Consider the following 15,800-nt stretch of genomic DNA (forward strand, 5'->3'; position numbering starts at 1 on the left):
TTGGGCAGTCCGTCAGGTTCGATGATGGAAGCGGCGGCAGAACGCATGACGGCGTTGGGCGCCCGGGGATGCAACCGCCCGCGTCCCGGATATCCGAATGGGCACGAAATGCAGCGCCGGGGAAACATCAGGACGCTCCTGTCTGCGGCCATAGCGCTGACCGGATGCTTCGAGCCGCGTGCCGCCATGGCCGACGATCAGGTATCCACGGACGTGGGGCGGCCGGTGCTCCAGGCGGATCGTTGGCGGGAGGACTGGTCGTCCCTGGCCGAGCCGGACAAACGCACTCGTGCCTTGGATGGCCTGAAATACATCTCCCTCTCCGACAGCGATCCAGATCGCTATCTTTCGTTCGGGCTGACATTGCGGGAGATCTTCGAATCCAGCGACGCACCTGCCCTGGGTACCGTGGCCGCCAGTCCCAGCGACGCGTACGGGCTTCATCGCGCGCAGGTCCATGCGGACGTTCGCCTCGGCGCCGGCTGGCAGGCGTTCGTACAGGTCGAGGACGTCAGGGCGTTCGACAAGAAGGTCGTCAGCAGCATCGATGCGAATGCGCTGGACCTCAGGCTCGCCTTCGTCGGCTACAGCCGTCCGCTGGGCCGCGGCGTTCTGAAAGTGCGGGTCGGACGGCAGGACATCGCATTCGACCTGCAAAGGTTCATGTCCTCCCGCGACGGGCCCAACGTGCGCCAATCCTTCGACGCAGTCTGGGCAGGTTGGGAGACAGCGCGATGGCGAGCGTATGCCATGGTCAGCCAGCCGGTCGCATACAGGAATCGTGAGCATTTCGATGACACCTCGAGCGGCGATGTACGGTTTTCCGGCGTCCGTCTCGAGCGCCAGGTATGGGGCAACGGGGAGTTGACCGGGTATTACGCGCTGTATCAACGAAAGCAGGCCGCGTACCTCGAGGCCGTCGGTGAGGAGGACAGGCAAGTGGTCGATGTCCGCTTCGTCGGTACGCGGGCACCCTTCGATTGGGACGTGGAGGCCATGGGGCAGTTCGGCAAGGTGGGACGCGCGGACATCTCAGCGTGGGCGCTCGGTGCCCGTCTCGGCTATTCGTCTATCGGAGCGCTCGGCTCGCCCAGGATCGGCTTGCAGTTCGACGTGGCATCCGGTGATCGACGCGCCCACGATGGCCGTGTAGAGACCCTCTACCCGCTGTTCCCGAATGGCTTCTACTTCTCGCTGGGCGGGCATACCGGATACGCAAACCTGATCCACCTGAAGCCCTCTGTCTCGATCATTCCGAGGGCTGATACGACCCTCACGGCGGGCATCGGCGCTCTGTGGCGTCAAACCACGAGCGATGCCGTCTACACACTTCCCTTCATCCCGGTGGCGGGAATGGCTGGCCGGGGCGGCTCCTGGACCGGGGCATACGCGCAACTGAGGGCGGAGCGCCGGTTCACCCCGGCACTGTCGAGCTCGATCGAAGTGGTCAGGTACACCGTGGGCGCGGCGCTGCGCGCTGCGGGCGCGCACGACAGCGACTACGTGCGGCTGGAAACGAAATTTGCCTGGTGATGCCCATCGACGCACACCCGTACCTGGGAGGCCCCATGCTTGATCTGAACAACGTGGTGATATTCGTCGAGGTCGTGCGGCAAGGAAGTTTCGCTGCCGCTGCGAGACAGCTGGACGTGCCCGCCAATACGCTCAGCCGGCGCGTCCAGCAGCTCGAGGACCGCATCGGCACGCGACTGATGCATCGCTCCACGCGACAGCTGTCCCTGACCGATGCCGGGAAATCCTTCTACGAACGGTGTGTCGGCCAAGTGGACAGGCTGATGGATGCGAGCCGCGAAGCGATGATGGGTAGTGAGCAGGCGTGCGGCCTGATCAGGGTCGGCGTGCCGGCGGACTTCTTCGACTGTTTCAAGATGGCGTGGGTGGCGGAATTCCTGGCGCAGCACCCTCACGTGCGCCTGGACTTCGTAACGAGCGACGGCAAGTCGGAGCTCATCTCCGAGCGTATCGATGTGGCCTTTCGCGAGGGCGCGCTAGAGGACTCGGCCTATGTCGGGCGCGAGCTGGTGGCGCCAAGCCGGATGCGTCTGGTAGCCAGCCCGCGGTATCTGGGCGCATTCGGTATGCCGTCCAGCCCGGAGGAGCTGCAGAGCCATCACGCCGTGAGCATTCCGCAGGCCGGCGGCTACGTCAGCTGGGCCCTGACCACCAATGTGCAGCACGCCATGCGCATCCGGATGCCGATCCGCGTGAGCGGCAATTCCGTGCAGACCCTGCGAAGTGCGGCGGTGGAAGGCCTGGGGATCGCCCTGCTGCCGCCTCCAGCAGTCAAGGCCGAACTCGAAACCGGGCGTCTGGTGGTGGTGCTTGAAGATCACTGGAGCGTGGGCCGCGGGCTGAGCGTGCTGTATCCCAGCCGTAAGCATCTTCCGCTGGCGGTTTCAAAGTTCATCGACCTGGCGGCGGCGCGCCTTTCGCATGCGCCGCCCTCGACGATGTTCGGTGGCCGGGAGGCGTTAACGCTGGTCCGCTGATCTGAAAAATCCCTGATCCCGCAAGGTGATGCCGAGCCGGCGGATCTCGGTCTCGCCCTGGGCCAGTCGCTCTCGACTGCTGTGCACGGAATAGTTGCCTAGCCACAGATCGTGCGGATGACGGGCTGCCGACCCGATGACGAACGCCGTGTCTTCGTCGGCGGTGATCCGGATGGGCTGCTCCGAATCGACAAAGACGACCAGTTCGCCTGCGCTCACCTGTTCGCCGGCCCGCAAGGCTCCGGTGGCGACGGCAAGCCAGCCCACCTCGTGCCGGGCATTCGGCAGGTAGGTCCACTCCTCGCCGGCGCGCAACGTGACGCCGAGGTAGGTCATGTCGCCCGGCGCCGGGATGCCACTGCCTACGCCGTCATGCGAACCGAGCAGAATCCGGGCGGGTCCTTGCTGTGGCACCTGGCAGGGATCAAGGTAGATGCTCTCCGGTGACGCGTTTTCCTCCGTCGGTGGCAGCGCGACCCACAGCTGGAAGCCAAGCTTGGGAGCGTCGCCCACGGGGGCGCCGGTATGCCACACGCCGTTTCCCGCTCGCATCCATTCGACGCCTCCTTCGGGGAGGATGCCGCTTTTGCCCGTCGAGTCCGAGTAAGCGACCTCGCCTTCGTGGAGGAAGGTAAACGTCGCAATGCCCGAATGCGGATGCCAACCGAACTTGGGAAATGACGTCATGTCCCGCGTGTCGAAAAGATCCAGGAACACGAACGGCTTGAGCACCTGACCTAGATCGGAGGGACTTACCAGCCGGGTTATCGGCCCATGCTTGCTTCCGCGGGTACGGAACACGACCTTTCTTGGGCCGGCGTCCATCCCATCCTCGATCACATTGGCGGCGGTGGTGTCGTCTGCATGCATGGGCGGTGTCCTAATCATCGTAGGTACCGACGATAGAGCAGCGGCGGCAAGGTGAGTAGAACGAATCGCGGACGTCAGTCGTCCGGGAATGCAGCAATCACGCCCGACGGGCAGCCTACATGCGCCGCGCTTGGCCCGGTGTTCGACTGCGCAACGGTCAGACCGACCCTGCCGGCGTAGCGAGCAACTGCTGCTCGTCATTGGCAGCAATGTGAGCCATAAGGCCGGTTTGGCCGGCTGCTACGCTAGGCTTAAGTTCAAAGCGCTCCGTATAGTCTCCACCGTTCTGAGCGCGGAAAGGAATGGGTGCGTCCGAGAACAGGCCTTTCAAGCGCGACTCCCATCGTGCTTCGGCATGCGCTACGTCGGAAGCCCCCATGCGACCCGCCCCATAGACGGTGAAGGTTGGAAGCACATCGAAGCCTGGGAAGTGAAGCGATCCGTGCGTCACCGGAAAGAGCAGCTGCTCAATAGGACCATTGATGCCCCTCGGCCCGTAGTCGGTTTCGGGACCACCTGCAGACACTGCAAGGATTGCGCGCTTCCCTTTGAAGGCGCCCTCACCGTAGCGATACGTGTTGCCCGCGCTCTTGTACTGGTGGGCAAGGCCCGCTGCCCATACGCGGTCAATCCAACCCTTCATGATGGCGGGCATGCCATACCACCACAGCGGAAAATGGAAGATCACGGCGTCGGCAGCGAGCACCTTCTCCTGCTCCGTCGTGACGTCGACTGTCTGCTGATTGGTCGCGTAGGCGTGTGCCGATTCGGCCCCGAAGGAGAGGCGCTGGGGGTTCGCTCGATAAGGAAAGTCTTGTGCGTCAAACACTGCCTTCCAACGCATCGCATAGAGATCGGATTCCAGAACCTTGTGTCCTGAAGTCTCCAAGGACTTGCGAGATATCTTCGCCAAGCTCTGGGTGAGCGACGTGGGCTCTGGTTGGGCCGAAATGATAAGGACCGTCTTACTCATGAGTTTGTAACAGGTTGCGGAAGGATTTGTGGGCACATCGCACCTCGACAGCTACTGGAGCATTACCGGCGCTGGAGGTTTCACACTTACGCCTCGCCTGAGTAGCTCGCTAGGAAGAGCGACTTCGAAGGACCGCGACAGCCTGAATCTCTATGAGGAACTCCGGTAGCGCCAGTGCAGCAACTTGAACCAGCGTTTCCGAAGGCCGCCAACCCTCGAACTCCTCGCGCTGCAAGTTCATGTAGTTCCTGTGGTAAGCAACGTCTTTCACATACAACGTCATGGTCGCTATGTCGTTCAACGTTCCACCAACGCCGGCAAGTGCCGCGCGTAAGTTGGCGAAGATCTGCCTGAGTTGAGCGTCAACATCGCCCTCACCTACCAGTGAGCCGTCTGCTGACAGCGCAACTTGTCCCGAGATGAAGGCGAATCGCTTAGGCTCATCCGCCAAGACAACCTGGCTAAACAGATAGGGTGAGGAATCCCAAAGATTCGCTGGCCCTACGGAACGCAATGACATGGTTAGAGCTCCTGAACTGGGGATTCGCGAGCGCGGGATGAACTGCCCGCGAAGAATGGGGCTAATCCCCGGTATAGTTGAAATGAATTCTCTTCATGCCAGGTATTTACATGATTGATGTCATGCGGCGCTTGGACCTCAACCTGCTCATTACCCTCGACGCGTTACTTACCGAGCTGAACGTGACGCGGGCGGCGCGACGCCTGCATTTGTCTCAACCCGCCGTCAGCGTGCAGCTGGGCCGCCTGCGGGAGTATTTTGAAGATCCGCTACTGCTTCCTGGACCTCGCGGCATGCGACCAACCGCACGCGCCAACGAACTACGTGAGCCTCTGCGTAACGCATTGGCGACGCTGACAGAAGCCATCCTTCCCTCAACCCCTTTCGACCCAAAGCTATCTACGCAGAGTTGGCGAATAGCGGCCTTTGATTACGGCGAGTTCACAATTCTGTTGCCCGCTCTAGCAAGGCTTCGCGCTGCTGCCCCACGCTCGCGTCTAGCGGTCCTGCAGAGTGCGCCAGCACAAGTAGCGATAAAGGCGGACCAGGGAGAGATCGATCTATCCCTCATGACGGCTGCCGAAGCTCCACAGGACTTGCACAGCCGGTCTCTATTTACCGAGAGGTATGTGCTAGCTGGCCGAATCGATCATCCACAACTGAAGCGACGTCCGACGCTGGCACAATTCTGCAAACTGGATCACGTCATTGCGTCGCCGGATGGCGGAGGCTTCCAAGGCGTCACCGACGTGGCGCTCGCAAAGCTTGGTATGGCCAGACGCGTGGCGATGTCTGTCCCTCATTTTCTCTTCCTCGTCACCATACTCGAGCGTAGCGACTTGGTAGCACTAGTTCCGTCTCGATTGATACAAGGCAGTACGTCCCTGCGTGTAGTCGAGCCACCACTGGACGTGCCTGGCTTCGAGATGGTCATGGTCTGGCCGGAGCGGATACATCGCGACCCTGCGCATAGATGGCTCCGCCAGCAGATCGCGGATGCAGTGTGAGTTCTGCCACCCACTAGGAGAGACGTCGCATGGCTGATCGGCGTGGCTCGAGCCATGCGCAACCATCAGGATGCAATACATCTTTCCCCCAATTTGCGCGTGGCGGGCATCGCGCCGGGTCTGGGATGACAGAATCGATCGTATGAATCCGCGGCCGGAACCAGACAAATACTCATCAAGTTCATCCTTGATTGCCGTCCAAGTGAGCTGGCAAAGGCAGTTGTCGAAACTGTTCATCGGACATCTCAGCTAGGTCAAAGCGAAGATCGTTCTCAACTTCGGACCTCAGCCGTCCCACCAGCTGTTGAAGAGTGGACAATAGCTCTGCAAAGTCCATAGCCTCCAGCTGTCCTAGTGCGAACATGGGCATTGGCTCGCAGCGGACGTGTAGAGCGTCGCTCGCATCTAGCAGCGCTTCAGTTCTGTATGTGCGTTCAATCCCACCAGAATGGCTGACGAGCGTGTCTCTCAGGCGCCTGAAGTGACGGTGTCGGGCAAGGAGTACTCGGTTAAATCTCCCAGTACCCTAGACGCACCCCATGCGGGTACGCCCTTCCCAAAGCACCGTGCATAGCGGACAAGCGCGTTCATCCTAGCCAACTCCAGCTCCTCCTTGGCGCGGCCCCCAAGAATTCCTTTGTTTTCTTGTGGGCATCGGACAAATCTGGATGTTCTCGAATCGCTTTTTGGTGGGCCCACCAGGACTCGAACCTGGAACCAAAGGATTATGAGTCCTCTGCTCTAACCATTGAGCTATAGGCCCTCCGCGGCCGGGATTGTACCGGAGGCGGTGGCGGTCAATGGAATGTCGGGCGGCGGCGCGCGCAGTTCGAGGGCGCGCGTGAGGATCGCGGGCGGTGCGCCTTCTTCCGGCGTGTGCAGCCAGCCTGCCCGGCGCAGGCGATCGCCCAGCGCGGGCGATGCCGTCAGCAGGTTGATGGGTACGGAGAGCACCATGCCCAGCACGACAGGCGCCATCCACGCCGCCAGTGCGGGCGAGACCAGATAGGCCAGCACGCCACTGAACGCACCGAACAGGCTGAGGCCGGCGTAGCGACGCACCAGGCCGGCCAGCGGCACGCTGCCGTCATCGCGCCGCTGCGTTTCCCAACCCGAATCGCGTCCGGCGAGCACTTCGGCCACGCCACGCGACTGCACGTACATCGTGACGGGCGCCATCAACGCCGCCATCACGGTCTCCAGCAGCGCGCTGCCGGCGATCCGCAACGCACCGCCGCATTGCCGGCGCAACGCAGGGTCCAGCACGGTGGCGATGCATCCCATCGCCTTGGGCGCCAGCAACACCGCCATGGTGAGATAGAAGACCCACAGGAAACGCTCCGGATCGCCGCCGCGCCAGTACAGCGCGGGCGTGAAGCCGTCGAGATGCGGCTGCGCCAGATGGAAGCCGGCCTGCTGCAAGGGAATCGCCAGGCCCACCAGCATCAGCATCGCCCACATGGGTGCGGTGGAGTAGTGGCCGATCCCCACCAGCAGATGCAGGCGACTGACCCAGTGCAGGCCACGCGCGGGCACCACCGCGCCATGCTGGAGGTTGCCCTGGCACCAGCGGCGATCGCGCACCAGCATGTCGATCAGCGAGGGCGGCCCTTCTTCGTAGCTGCCGCCGAGACCGGGGGCCATGTGCACGGCCCAACCGCCACGGCGCAGCAGGGCGGCTTCGACGAAATCATGGCTCAGCACCGCGCCTTCGAACGGCTTGCCGCCGCCCAGGTGGGGCAGGCCGGCATGCCGCGCAAAGGCGGCCGTGCGGATGATGGCGTTGTGGCCCCAGTAGTTCCCCTCCGCACCATGCCACCACGCGATGCCATGCGCGGCCACCGGACCATAGACCCGCCCGGCGAACTGCTGCATGCGCGCGAAGAACGTGCGCCCGTTGACGATCATCGGCAGCGTCTGGATCAACGCCAGGGTCGGCTGACGCTCCATGGCCGCGGCCAGGCGCACCAGCGTTTCGCCCGTCATCAGGCTGTCCGCATCCAGGATCAGCAAATGCGGATAGGCACCGCCGAAACGACGCACCCAATCCGCGATGTTGCCGGCCTTGCGTTCGGTGTTCTTCTCCCGGCGCCGATAGAACACGCGCGCGTCAGGCCCCAGGCGATGCAGCAGCGCGCGCACCGCCCTGCCCTCTTTCTGGCGCACGGCTGCATTGGTGGTATCGCTGAGGATGAAGAAGTCGAAGCACGTGCCCTGGCCGGTCTGCGCCAGCGATTCATGCATCGCCTGCACCCCGGCGAGGACGCGGTCCGGGTCCTCGTTGTAGGTGGGCACGAGCAGTGCCGTGCGCGTGGCCAGCACAGGCAGCGGCGCGTCCGCGTCGATCCCGAGCGCCTGTGTGCGCTTCGACAGCAGCAGCACGAATCCCGCCAGCGTGCTGGAGAACGACAAGGCGATCCATGCGAACAACGCAACGAACAGGGCCAGCAGAACCCCTTCCAGCACGCTGATGCCATCGCCCCGCAGCACCCACCAGATCTGGTAGGCGGCGAACAGCGTCATCAGCACCGCGTTACCCATCACCAGCGCGCGCCGCCCTCCGATCCTGGCCGGTGATGTCGGCAGGCGACGCGGCGACAGGCGTCCGCTGCGCAGGTCCTGCACCGGCATGGGCAACGGCGACTCGGGCGGCAGCCAGGACGGCGACGACGGAGAGGGGTGGCGGGCATCGCTCATGATCAGGGACTCCAGCGGTACAGCCAGGTTTCGGACAACGGCACGTGCCCCTCCAGCACGCGTGCATGCAATTCGACATCGCGGTCGTCAGCCACTTGCGCCTGCGGGCGGAACTCGAAACTCAGGCGCCAGCCCTGCGTTTCGGGATTGGGATACACCACGGCGCCGACGATCTCGCCGCGCGCCGCCCATACATCGGGCGTCAACCGGCTGTCGCGCGGCAGCGAGGCCAGGCGGCCGCCTTCCAGATCGATCACCACCAGGCGTCGCGCGGGATCGGGGGCGGCGCCGATGCGCGTGTCGGTGACCACCGCCAGCTCGGCTCTCCAGCGGTGCGCGTCGCACCAGTGCATGCGGTAATCGAAGCGGTGCTCGCGCCCGGCGCGGAGCGGCTGTTGCGGGCGCCAGAACGCAACGATGTTGTCGTGGTATTCGTCGCCGGTGGGGATCTCCACCAGCGTCACCGCGCCCTCGCCCCAGTCGCCCTTCGGCTCGATCCACAGGCTGGGCCGCTGGTGGTAGCGCGCTTCGATGTCGGCGTAGTCGGCGAAGCCACGCTTGCGCTGCATCAGGCCGAACCCGCGCGGACCGGCATCGGCGAAGGCGCTGGCCTGCACGCGTCGCGGGTTGCTCAGCGGGCGCCAGATCTGGTCGCCGGCACCGTTGAAGATCGCCAGGCCATCCGAATCGTGCACCGCAGGACGATAGTCGTCGGTGCCGACCCGATCGCCGGCATCGAACTCGAACATGCTGGTCAACGGCGCGATGCCGGCGCGCGCGAGATCGACACGCGGATAGAGGCGGGACTGCACGTCGATGACCGTCTCGGTGCCCGGCTTCATGTCGAAGCGGAACGCACCCACCACACTCGGGCTGTCGAGCAGCGCGTGCACCACCAGATGATCGGCGCCGGCGGCAGGCTGTTCGATCCAGAACGCGCGGAACACCGGGAATTCCTCGGCACCGGCATCGCCGCTCCCCAGCGCCAGTCCGCGCGCCGACAGACCGTAGGCATGCCCCTTGCCGAGCGCACGGAAGTAGCTGGCGCCAAGGAAAGCGATCAGTTCGTCATACACCGCCGGTTGGTTGAGCGGCGTGTGCACGCGGAATCCCGCAAAACCGATGTCGTCGCGCAGCCCCGGATCGACGCCTGGCGGGAAGGAAAACAGCTCGGGCGAATAGGCGATCGGCGTGGCGATGCCGTCGTGCACGCGATGCAGGTCCACGCGCTGCTTGAACAGGAACCCGCGATGGAACATCTGCAACTGGAACGGCAATGCCTCCTTGCGCCAGAGGGCCTGCTGCGGATCGAAGCGCAGGTCGCGATAGGCGTCGTAGCCGGTATCCAGCGATGCGGGCAGATGCTGATCAGGCGCGCGGTACGGCTGCCGCGCCATGGCGCGTGCGAGGCGTGGAACCGTTTCCAGGTCGAATCGCGTGGGTGTCGCCGCAGGGCTTGCTGCACTCGTGGCCTGCGCCATCACGCGGGGCATGGTGCCCAGCAACGCGATGGCGAGGACGGATTTGACTGCGTCCCGTCGCTGCACGCGGAAGTCTGACTCGTGGGGTGACGATAGTGTAACGGCGCACATGTGAGGACGATGCCAAGGCCAACGCGCCGACAACGCGATCCTTGCACCAAAAAGAAACGCGGCCCACCAGGGGCCGCGCTTCGTTGGTGCAAACGCTGCTTCTGCGCGTCAGTCGATATCGAGGAAGCTGCGCAGCTGTTCCGAACGCGAGGGGTGACGCAGCTTGCGTAGCGCCTTGGCTTCGATCTGGCGGATGCGCTCGCGGGTGACGTCGAACTGCTTGCCGACCTCTTCCAGCGTGTGATCGGTATTCATGTCGATGCCGAAACGCATGCGCAACACCTTGGCTTCCCGCGGGGTCAGGCCGGCGAGCACGTCGCGGACCGTTTCCGACAGGTTGATGTTGGTGGTGTTCTCGATCGGGGACTCCACGTTGGTGTCCTCGATGAAGTCGCCCAGGTGGGAGTCCTCATCGTCGCCGATCGGCGTTTCCATGGAGATCGGTTCCTTCGCGATCTTCATGACCTTGCGGATCTTGTCCTCGGGCATGTCCATTTCCTTGGCCAGCTCCTCCGGCGTGGCCTCGCGGCCGTACTGCTGGAGCATCTGGCGGGAAATGCGGTTCAACTTGTTGATCGTCTCGATCATGTGCACCGGGATGCGGATGGTGCGCGCCTGGTCGGCGATCGAACGGGTGATGGCCTGGCGGATCCACCACGTGGCGTACGTGGAGAACTTGTAGCCGCGGCGATACTCGAACTTGTCGACCGCCTTCATCAGGCCGATGTTGCCTTCCTGGATCAGGTCGAGGAACTGCAGGCCGCGGTTGGTGTACTTCTTGGCGATGGAGATGACCAGGCGCAGGTTGGCCTCGACCATTTCCTTCTTGGCCTTGCGTGCCTTGGCTTCGCCGTAGGCCATCGCACGGCTGATGTCCTTGATGTCGGCAAGGGTCAGGTGCATCGCCTGTTCGACGGCGATGGTGGCTTCCTGCTCGGCGACGATCTGCTCGCGCACGTCGCGCAGGCCGGACGACCACTTCTGCTTGCGCTTCAGCACTTCGTCCACCCAACCGAGGTTGGTCTGGTTGCCTTCCCATGCACGCAGGAATTCCTTGCGCGGCATCTTGGCGACGTTGGCGCACAGGTGCAGCACGCGGCGCTCGTGGTCCTTCACCTGGGCCACGACTTCGCGCAGCTTGCGCACCAGCGTATCGGTCAGCGGCAGCGGCAGCTTCAGCGTGACGAAGGTTTCGCCCAGCTCGGTGCGCAGCTTGGCCACCGCCTTGTTGTCCGCGCCGTTCTTGGCGTAGGACTTCTTGAACTTGGCATAGCCGTCGGCCAGCACCTGCATGCGGCGGGCGACCTCTTCCGGATCCGGACCGGTCGGCGCGGCTTCCTCGGCGGTGTCGTCGCCAGCCTCATCGTCGTCTTCGGCGTCATCGGCCGCTTCCGCGACTTCTTCGGCGGCCGGCACTTCGACGGGCGGCTCTTCGACGTCGTTGAAGCCCACGACCACTTCGGCCAGGCGCTTCTTGCCGGCCTTGTGCAGTTCGTACTCTTCCAGCAGCAGTTCGATCGACCACGGGAAGTTGCCGAGCGAGGCCTGCACCTGGCCCAGGCCTTCCTCGATGCGCTTGGCGATGGCGATTTCGCCTTCGCGCGTCAGCAGCTCGACGGTGCCCATTTCGCGCATGTACATGCGCACCGGGTCAGTGGTGCGGCCGCCTTCGGTATCGAGCGAGGTCAGCGCGGCGGCGGCTTCTTCGGCGGCCGTCTCGTCGACTTCGCGGTTGCCGGTGTTGCCGTCGGCCAGCAGCAGGGTTTCGGCATCGGGGGCGACTTCATGGACGTCGATGCCCATGCCGTTGATCATGCCGATGATGTCTTCGATCTGTTCCGGATCGACCAGGTCGTCCGGGAGGTGATCGTTGACTTCGGCGTAAGTCAGATAGCCCTGCTCCAAGCCCTTGCTGATCAAGAGCTTGATGTCGGACTGCTGCGCAGGACGTTCGTTGGCCATGGAGGTTGCGCCACCGGGAGTGAGGAAGGGAGAACCCCGTATTATACCAGCCCGGACCGGCTTGGGCTCTGCCGCCCGACGCCCGTCAAGGGGGAAACGTCAGGGACGGAGCAGGAAGGTCACGGGCCCGTCGTTGACGAGGCTGATCACCATATGGGCACCGAAACGCCCGGTTTCCACCCTTCCCGCGTGGGTTTGCCGACAGATCGCGACCAGTTGATTGAAGCCCTGTTCAGCCTCGGCGGGCGGGGCGGCCGTGGTGAAGCTGGGACGCATGCCGGAGCGGGTGTCCGCCGCCAATGTGAACTGACTGACCAGCAGCAGGCCGCCGCCGGTATCGGCGAGGGACCGGTTCATGCGGCCCGCGTCGTCGGCAAATACCCGGTAGCCCAGCAGCCGATCGGCCATGCGCGCGATCTGCGCCTCGCTGTCGCCCGGTTCCATGGCCACCAGTGCAAGCAGGCCGCCGTCGATGGCGCCCACGACGGTGTCGTCGACCGCCACCGAGGCCCGGGTCACACGCTGGATCAGGGAAAGCATGGACAGGGTTCCGGACAGGGGGCGACAGGATAACGGTCGCGCGCGCCCGATCCCGCGAGGGACCGCCATCCGGGTTGGCTACACTCGACGGATGAAACCCGACACTCTCGCCGCCCTCGGCTACCACGTCGCCGCCCTGGTCGGCCGCCTTCCCTGGTCCTGGCTGCGCACGCTGGGCGATCTGATGGCGTGGGCCTGGCGGCGCGCGGACGCACGCGAAAGCCGGGTGACCCGCCGCAACCTCGAGATCGCCTACCCCGAGCTGCTGCCCGGTCAACGTGAAGACCTGCACCAGGCCATCCTGCGGACCACCGCCCGGCAGGCGCTGGAAACCCTCCGCTTCTGGACCCGCCCGCCGGTGGACAACCTCGCCTGCCTGCGCGAACGCCACGGCGAAGCGCTCTACGACGCCGCGCTGGCCAGCGGCAAGGGCGTGATCGTCGCGGCGCCGCATTTCGGCAACTGGGAACTGCTCAACCAGTGGCTGGCCTCGCGCGGTCCGCTGGCCATCGTCTACCGCCCGCCCGCCTCGCCGGTCGGTGACGCCTTCCTGCTGCGCGTGCGCGGCGCCGACAACATCCGCCAGGTGCGCGCCGAAGGTCCGGCCGTGCGGCAGTTGTGGAAGGTCCTGAAGGAAGGCGGCGCGGTCGGCATCCTGCCCGACCAGCAGCCCAAGGCGGGCGATGGCGAATTCGCCCCGTTCTTCGGCAAGCCGGCCTTGACGATGACGCTGGTTTCGCGGCTCGCCGAACGCACCGGCGCCACCGTGCTGTTCGCATGGTGCGAACGGATCGGACCGGGACCGGACTTCGCGCTGCACGTCGAGCCCGCACCGCCCGCGATCGCCGATGCGGATCCGGTGACGGCGGTCACTGCGCTCAACGCAACCGTCGAACGGATCGCGCGCCGCGATCCCGCGCAGTACCAGTGGACGTACAAACGCTATACGCTGCGGCCACCGGGCAGCGGCGAGGACACGCCTTACCGCTGACCTGTTGGGGAGCGCGAACGGCATGCACCTGCACCGTTCCGCCACGACGCCTTCCACGCACCAAGGACGCGCCCGCTGCAATGAGTGACCCCCTGGAGACCCTCGCGGTCGATGACATGTCGCGCCCCGACTGGCAGGCCCTGCCGACCCGCGGCGCCTGGCTGGCGGCCGTAGGCGGCGCGGCCCTGATGTTCCCGCTCGGCTTCCCGGCGTTCTTCATCTCGCGCGCGACCGATGTCGTGTCGCCCTGGCTCGCCGTTCCCGCGGCGGCGGCCGTGGGGGCGGTGCTGGGCGCGTGGGTCGCGGTCAGACGCCACCGGCGCACGCGCTGGCGCCTGGACGACCGCGGATTCGCCGTGCGCCGCGGCAACTGGTGGCAGAGCGAAACCCACGTGCCGATCTCGCGCGTGCAGCACCTCGACCTGAAACGCGGTCCGCTGGAGCGCAGCGCAGGCCTGTCCACGCTGGTGGTGCACACGGCCGGCACGCGGATGGCGGCGGTCTCGGTGTCGGGCCTGGACGCGGACGACGCGGAGCGCCTGCGCGAGCGCCTGGCGACCCAGGTCGACCACGACGACGCGCTGTGATGGAAGACGTTCTGCAGCCCGGCAACGGACCCGATGAGCGCCGACTGCACCCGTGGTCGTGGCTGTTCGTACTGCTGCAACAGCTGAAGCAGTTCATCTTCCCGCTGGTCGCGCTGCTGGTGTTCGGCGCGCGCAGGAGCGAAGGCGATGGCGAGTTGTGGGCTTCGCTCGCGCCGGTCATCGGCATCGCCGTGCTGGTGGTGCTGGCGATCCTGCAGTACTTCACCTACCGCTACACGATCGGGCGCGACGGCCTGACGGTGCGCGAAGGCTTGCTGCATCGTTCACGGCGGGAAATCCCGTTCTCGCGCATCCACAACGTCGTCGTCCACCAGTCGCTGCTGCACCGTGTGTTCGGCGTGGCGGAAGTGCGCCTCGAGTCGGCGGGCGGGCAGAAGCCGGAAGCGCAGATGCGCGTGCTCGGCCTGCGCGAGGCGCTGGCGCTGGAGGACCTGGTGCGGCACCAGGCACGGGGTACGGCATCCACAGAGTCCGAACCCGGCGTGGCCACGCGCACGGACGGCACCACGCTGCTTTCGCTGTCGACATGGGAAGTCATCCGGCTGGGCCTGATCTCCAATCGCGGCATGATCGTGGTGGCGGCCGCCTTTGGTGCCATGTGGCAGATCCTGCCGGAGAACAGGATCGAACAGATGTTCCGTCAGGGCGCACAGCAGGCGTACGGCTATGCCGAAGACCTGCACCTGGGCTGGCTGGGCGGTGCCGCCGGTGGCGTCGCCCTGATCGGCGTGGCACTGGCGCTGGTGCGCCTGCTGTCCGTGGCGCTGGCGCTGTCGCAGTTCCACGGTTTCCGGCTGACCGAAGAGCCCCGCCGGTTGATGGTGGAGCGTGGCCTGTTCGCGCGCCTGCGCACCAGCGTGGCACGCCGGCGCATCCAGGCGTGGACGCTGCACGAGGGGGTACTGCACCGCGTATTCGGTCGTCGATCGCTGCGCATCGATACCGCGGTGGCGGAGAAGTCGGGCCAGCAGGACACGCGCGCGCTCAAGGATGTCGCGCCGATCGCCACACCCGAGGCCTGCGATGCCCTGATCACTCACCTGCTGCCGCACGCGCAGTGGCCTCGCGGCGACTGGCAGGCCGTGCATGCGTCCGCGCGCTGGCGCCTGTGGTTGCCGTCGCTGGCATGGCTGCTGCCGGTGACCCTGCTGGCGGCCTGGCACTGGGGTGCGTGGGGATGGCTGGGGCTGGCCTGGATCCTGTTCGCCGCCCATGCCGCACGCCGGCAGGCCAGCCGCATGGGATGGGCGCTCGACGCGCACCTGGTCGCCGTTCGCAGCGGCTGGTGGTCGCGCTACTGGCGCTTCGCCGAGATCGACAAGCTGCAGGCGCTGCGCCTGTCTCGCTCGCCGCTGGACCTGCGCTTCGGTACCGCGACGCTCTGGCTGGATACCGCCGGCGCGAGCGGCATCGCCGCGCCGCTGGCGTTGCGCTTCGTGCCCGAGGCAGATGCCCGGGCCGCCCACGAACAGCTCACCACCGCGCTGGCGCGACGCCGCCTGCACTGGTAACCCGTTCCGAGCCACGCCC

13 protein-coding genes and 1 tRNA gene are annotated in these 15,800 nt (G+C 65.3%); 6 read left to right on the plus strand and 8 right to left on the minus strand.

From position 1 onward, the window contains the following. Window positions 1–186 precede the first annotated feature (186 nt). Window positions 187–1,533 (plus strand): alginate export family protein, encoded by a 1,347-nt coding sequence (locus ASD77_RS03880; protein ID WP_200947356.1) that lies wholly within the window; start codon window positions 187–189, stop codon window positions 1,531–1,533. Window positions 1,534–1,568: 35 nt separating this feature from the next. Further along, window positions 1,569–2,510 (plus strand): LysR family transcriptional regulator, encoded by a 942-nt coding sequence (locus tag ASD77_RS03885; protein WP_055937572.1) that lies wholly within the window; start codon window positions 1,569–1,571, stop codon window positions 2,508–2,510. On the opposite strand, the gene ASD77_RS03890 is transcribed toward ASD77_RS03885, so the two are convergent. From ASD77_RS03890 to ASD77_RS03900, 3 genes are all read right to left on the minus strand, one after another. Next, on the minus strand, window positions 2,493–3,380 hold the full coding sequence (locus ASD77_RS03890) for a pirin family protein (protein WP_162247584.1): 888 nt from the start codon (window positions 3,378–3,380) through the stop codon (window positions 2,493–2,495). The genes ASD77_RS03885 and ASD77_RS03890 overlap by 18 nt on opposite strands. A 157-nt stretch (window positions 3,381–3,537) precedes the next feature. Next, on the minus strand, window positions 3,538–4,353 hold the full coding sequence (locus tag ASD77_RS03895; protein WP_055937575.1) for an NAD(P)H-dependent oxidoreductase: 816 nt from the start codon (window positions 4,351–4,353) through the stop codon (window positions 3,538–3,540). A 109-nt stretch (window positions 4,354–4,462) separates the two neighbouring features. After that, complete coding sequence (locus ASD77_RS03900) at window positions 4,463–4,873, minus strand: RidA family protein (protein WP_082563110.1); 411 nt, start codon at window positions 4,871–4,873, stop codon at window positions 4,463–4,465. 95 nt (window positions 4,874–4,968) lie between these two features. On the opposite strand from ASD77_RS03900, the gene ASD77_RS17650 reads away from it, so the two are divergent. After that, window positions 4,969–5,880, plus strand: a complete 912-nt coding sequence (locus tag ASD77_RS17650) for a LysR family transcriptional regulator (protein ID WP_235578472.1) — start codon at window positions 4,969–4,971, stop codon at window positions 5,878–5,880. Window positions 5,881–6,567: 687 nt separating this feature from the next. On the opposite strand, the gene ASD77_RS03905 is transcribed toward ASD77_RS17650, so the two are convergent. From ASD77_RS03905 to dtd, 5 genes are all read right to left on the minus strand, one after another. After that, window positions 6,568–6,643: transfer RNA gene (locus ASD77_RS03905), tRNA-Ile, on the minus strand. Beyond that, window positions 6,634–8,577, minus strand: a complete 1,944-nt coding sequence (mdoH, locus tag ASD77_RS03910; RefSeq protein ID WP_082563111.1) for a glucans biosynthesis glucosyltransferase MdoH — start codon at window positions 8,575–8,577, stop codon at window positions 6,634–6,636. Before mdoH ends, ASD77_RS03905 begins: the two co-directional genes overlap by 10 nt. 2 nt (window positions 8,578–8,579) lie before the next feature. Then, the gene (locus tag ASD77_RS03915) at window positions 8,580–10,124 is read right to left on the minus strand and encodes a glucan biosynthesis protein G (protein ID WP_200947358.1); all 1,545 of its coding nucleotides are present in this window, start codon (window positions 10,122–10,124) and stop codon (window positions 8,580–8,582) included. A gap of 153 nt (window positions 10,125–10,277) precedes the next feature. Then, window positions 10,278–12,131 (minus strand): RNA polymerase sigma factor RpoD, encoded by a 1,854-nt coding sequence (gene rpoD, locus ASD77_RS03920; RefSeq protein ID WP_055937581.1) that lies wholly within the window; start codon window positions 12,129–12,131, stop codon window positions 10,278–10,280. A 99-nt stretch (window positions 12,132–12,230) separates the two neighbouring features. Beyond that, window positions 12,231–12,671: a D-aminoacyl-tRNA deacylase gene (dtd, locus tag ASD77_RS03925; RefSeq protein WP_055937585.1), complete on the minus strand. Its 441-nt coding sequence runs from the start codon at window positions 12,669–12,671 to the stop codon at window positions 12,231–12,233. A gap of 91 nt (window positions 12,672–12,762) precedes the next feature. On the opposite strand from dtd, the gene ASD77_RS03930 reads away from it, so the two are divergent. The 3 genes from ASD77_RS03930 (at window position 12,763) to ASD77_RS03940 (ending at window position 15,781) form a co-directional block, all read left to right on the plus strand. Beyond that, complete coding sequence (locus tag ASD77_RS03930; RefSeq protein ID WP_055937588.1) at window positions 12,763–13,662, plus strand: lauroyl acyltransferase; 900 nt, start codon at window positions 12,763–12,765, stop codon at window positions 13,660–13,662. Window positions 13,663–13,742: 80 nt separating this feature from the next. Next, window positions 13,743–14,249, plus strand: coding sequence for a PH domain-containing protein (locus ASD77_RS03935; RefSeq protein ID WP_235578473.1), 507 nt, complete (start codon window positions 13,743–13,745; stop codon window positions 14,247–14,249). Continuing rightward, window positions 14,249–15,781, plus strand: coding sequence for a PH domain-containing protein (locus tag ASD77_RS03940; RefSeq protein WP_055937590.1), 1,533 nt, complete (start codon window positions 14,249–14,251; stop codon window positions 15,779–15,781). Before ASD77_RS03935 ends, ASD77_RS03940 begins: the two co-directional genes overlap by 1 nt. Window positions 15,782–15,800: the final 19 nt, after the last annotated feature.

Origin of the sequence: Pseudoxanthomonas sp. Root65 (assembly GCF_001427635.1) — a bacterium.
GTDB lineage: Bacteria > Pseudomonadota > Gammaproteobacteria > Xanthomonadales > Xanthomonadaceae > Pseudoxanthomonas_A.

What these genes read in the sequence shown, in the direction of transcription:
- ASD77_RS03900 (WP_082563110.1), bottom strand. Translation starts at nt 4,873, where the DNA reads ATGTCATTGCGTTCCGTAGGGCCAGCGAATCTTTGGGATTCCTCACCC.
- ASD77_RS17650 (WP_235578472.1), top strand. Translation starts at nt 4,969, where the DNA reads ATGCCAGGTATTTACATGATTGATGTCATGCGGCGCTTGGACCTCAAC.
- ASD77_RS03890 (WP_162247584.1), bottom strand. Translation starts at nt 3,380, where the DNA reads ATGCATGCAGACGACACCACCGCCGCCAATGTGATCGAGGATGGGATG.
- ASD77_RS03930 (WP_055937588.1), top strand. Translation starts at nt 12,763, where the DNA reads ATGAAACCCGACACTCTCGCCGCCCTCGGCTACCACGTCGCCGCCCTG.
- ASD77_RS03885 (WP_055937572.1), top strand. Translation starts at nt 1,569, where the DNA reads ATGCTTGATCTGAACAACGTGGTGATATTCGTCGAGGTCGTGCGGCAA.
- dtd (WP_055937585.1), bottom strand. Translation starts at nt 12,671, where the DNA reads ATGCTTTCCCTGATCCAGCGTGTGACCCGGGCCTCGGTGGCGGTCGAC.
- ASD77_RS03895 (WP_055937575.1), bottom strand. Translation starts at nt 4,353, where the DNA reads ATGAGTAAGACGGTCCTTATCATTTCGGCCCAACCAGAGCCCACGTCG.
- rpoD (WP_055937581.1), bottom strand. Translation starts at nt 12,131, where the DNA reads ATGGCCAACGAACGTCCTGCGCAGCAGTCCGACATCAAGCTCTTGATC.
- mdoH (WP_082563111.1), bottom strand. Translation starts at nt 8,577, where the DNA reads ATGAGCGATGCCCGCCACCCCTCTCCGTCGTCGCCGTCCTGGCTGCCG.
- ASD77_RS03935 (WP_235578473.1), top strand. Translation starts at nt 13,743, where the DNA reads ATGAGTGACCCCCTGGAGACCCTCGCGGTCGATGACATGTCGCGCCCC.
- ASD77_RS03880 (WP_200947356.1), top strand. Translation starts at nt 187, where the DNA reads ATGGCCGACGATCAGGTATCCACGGACGTGGGGCGGCCGGTGCTCCAG.
- ASD77_RS03940 (WP_055937590.1), top strand. Translation starts at nt 14,249, where the DNA reads ATGGAAGACGTTCTGCAGCCCGGCAACGGACCCGATGAGCGCCGACTG.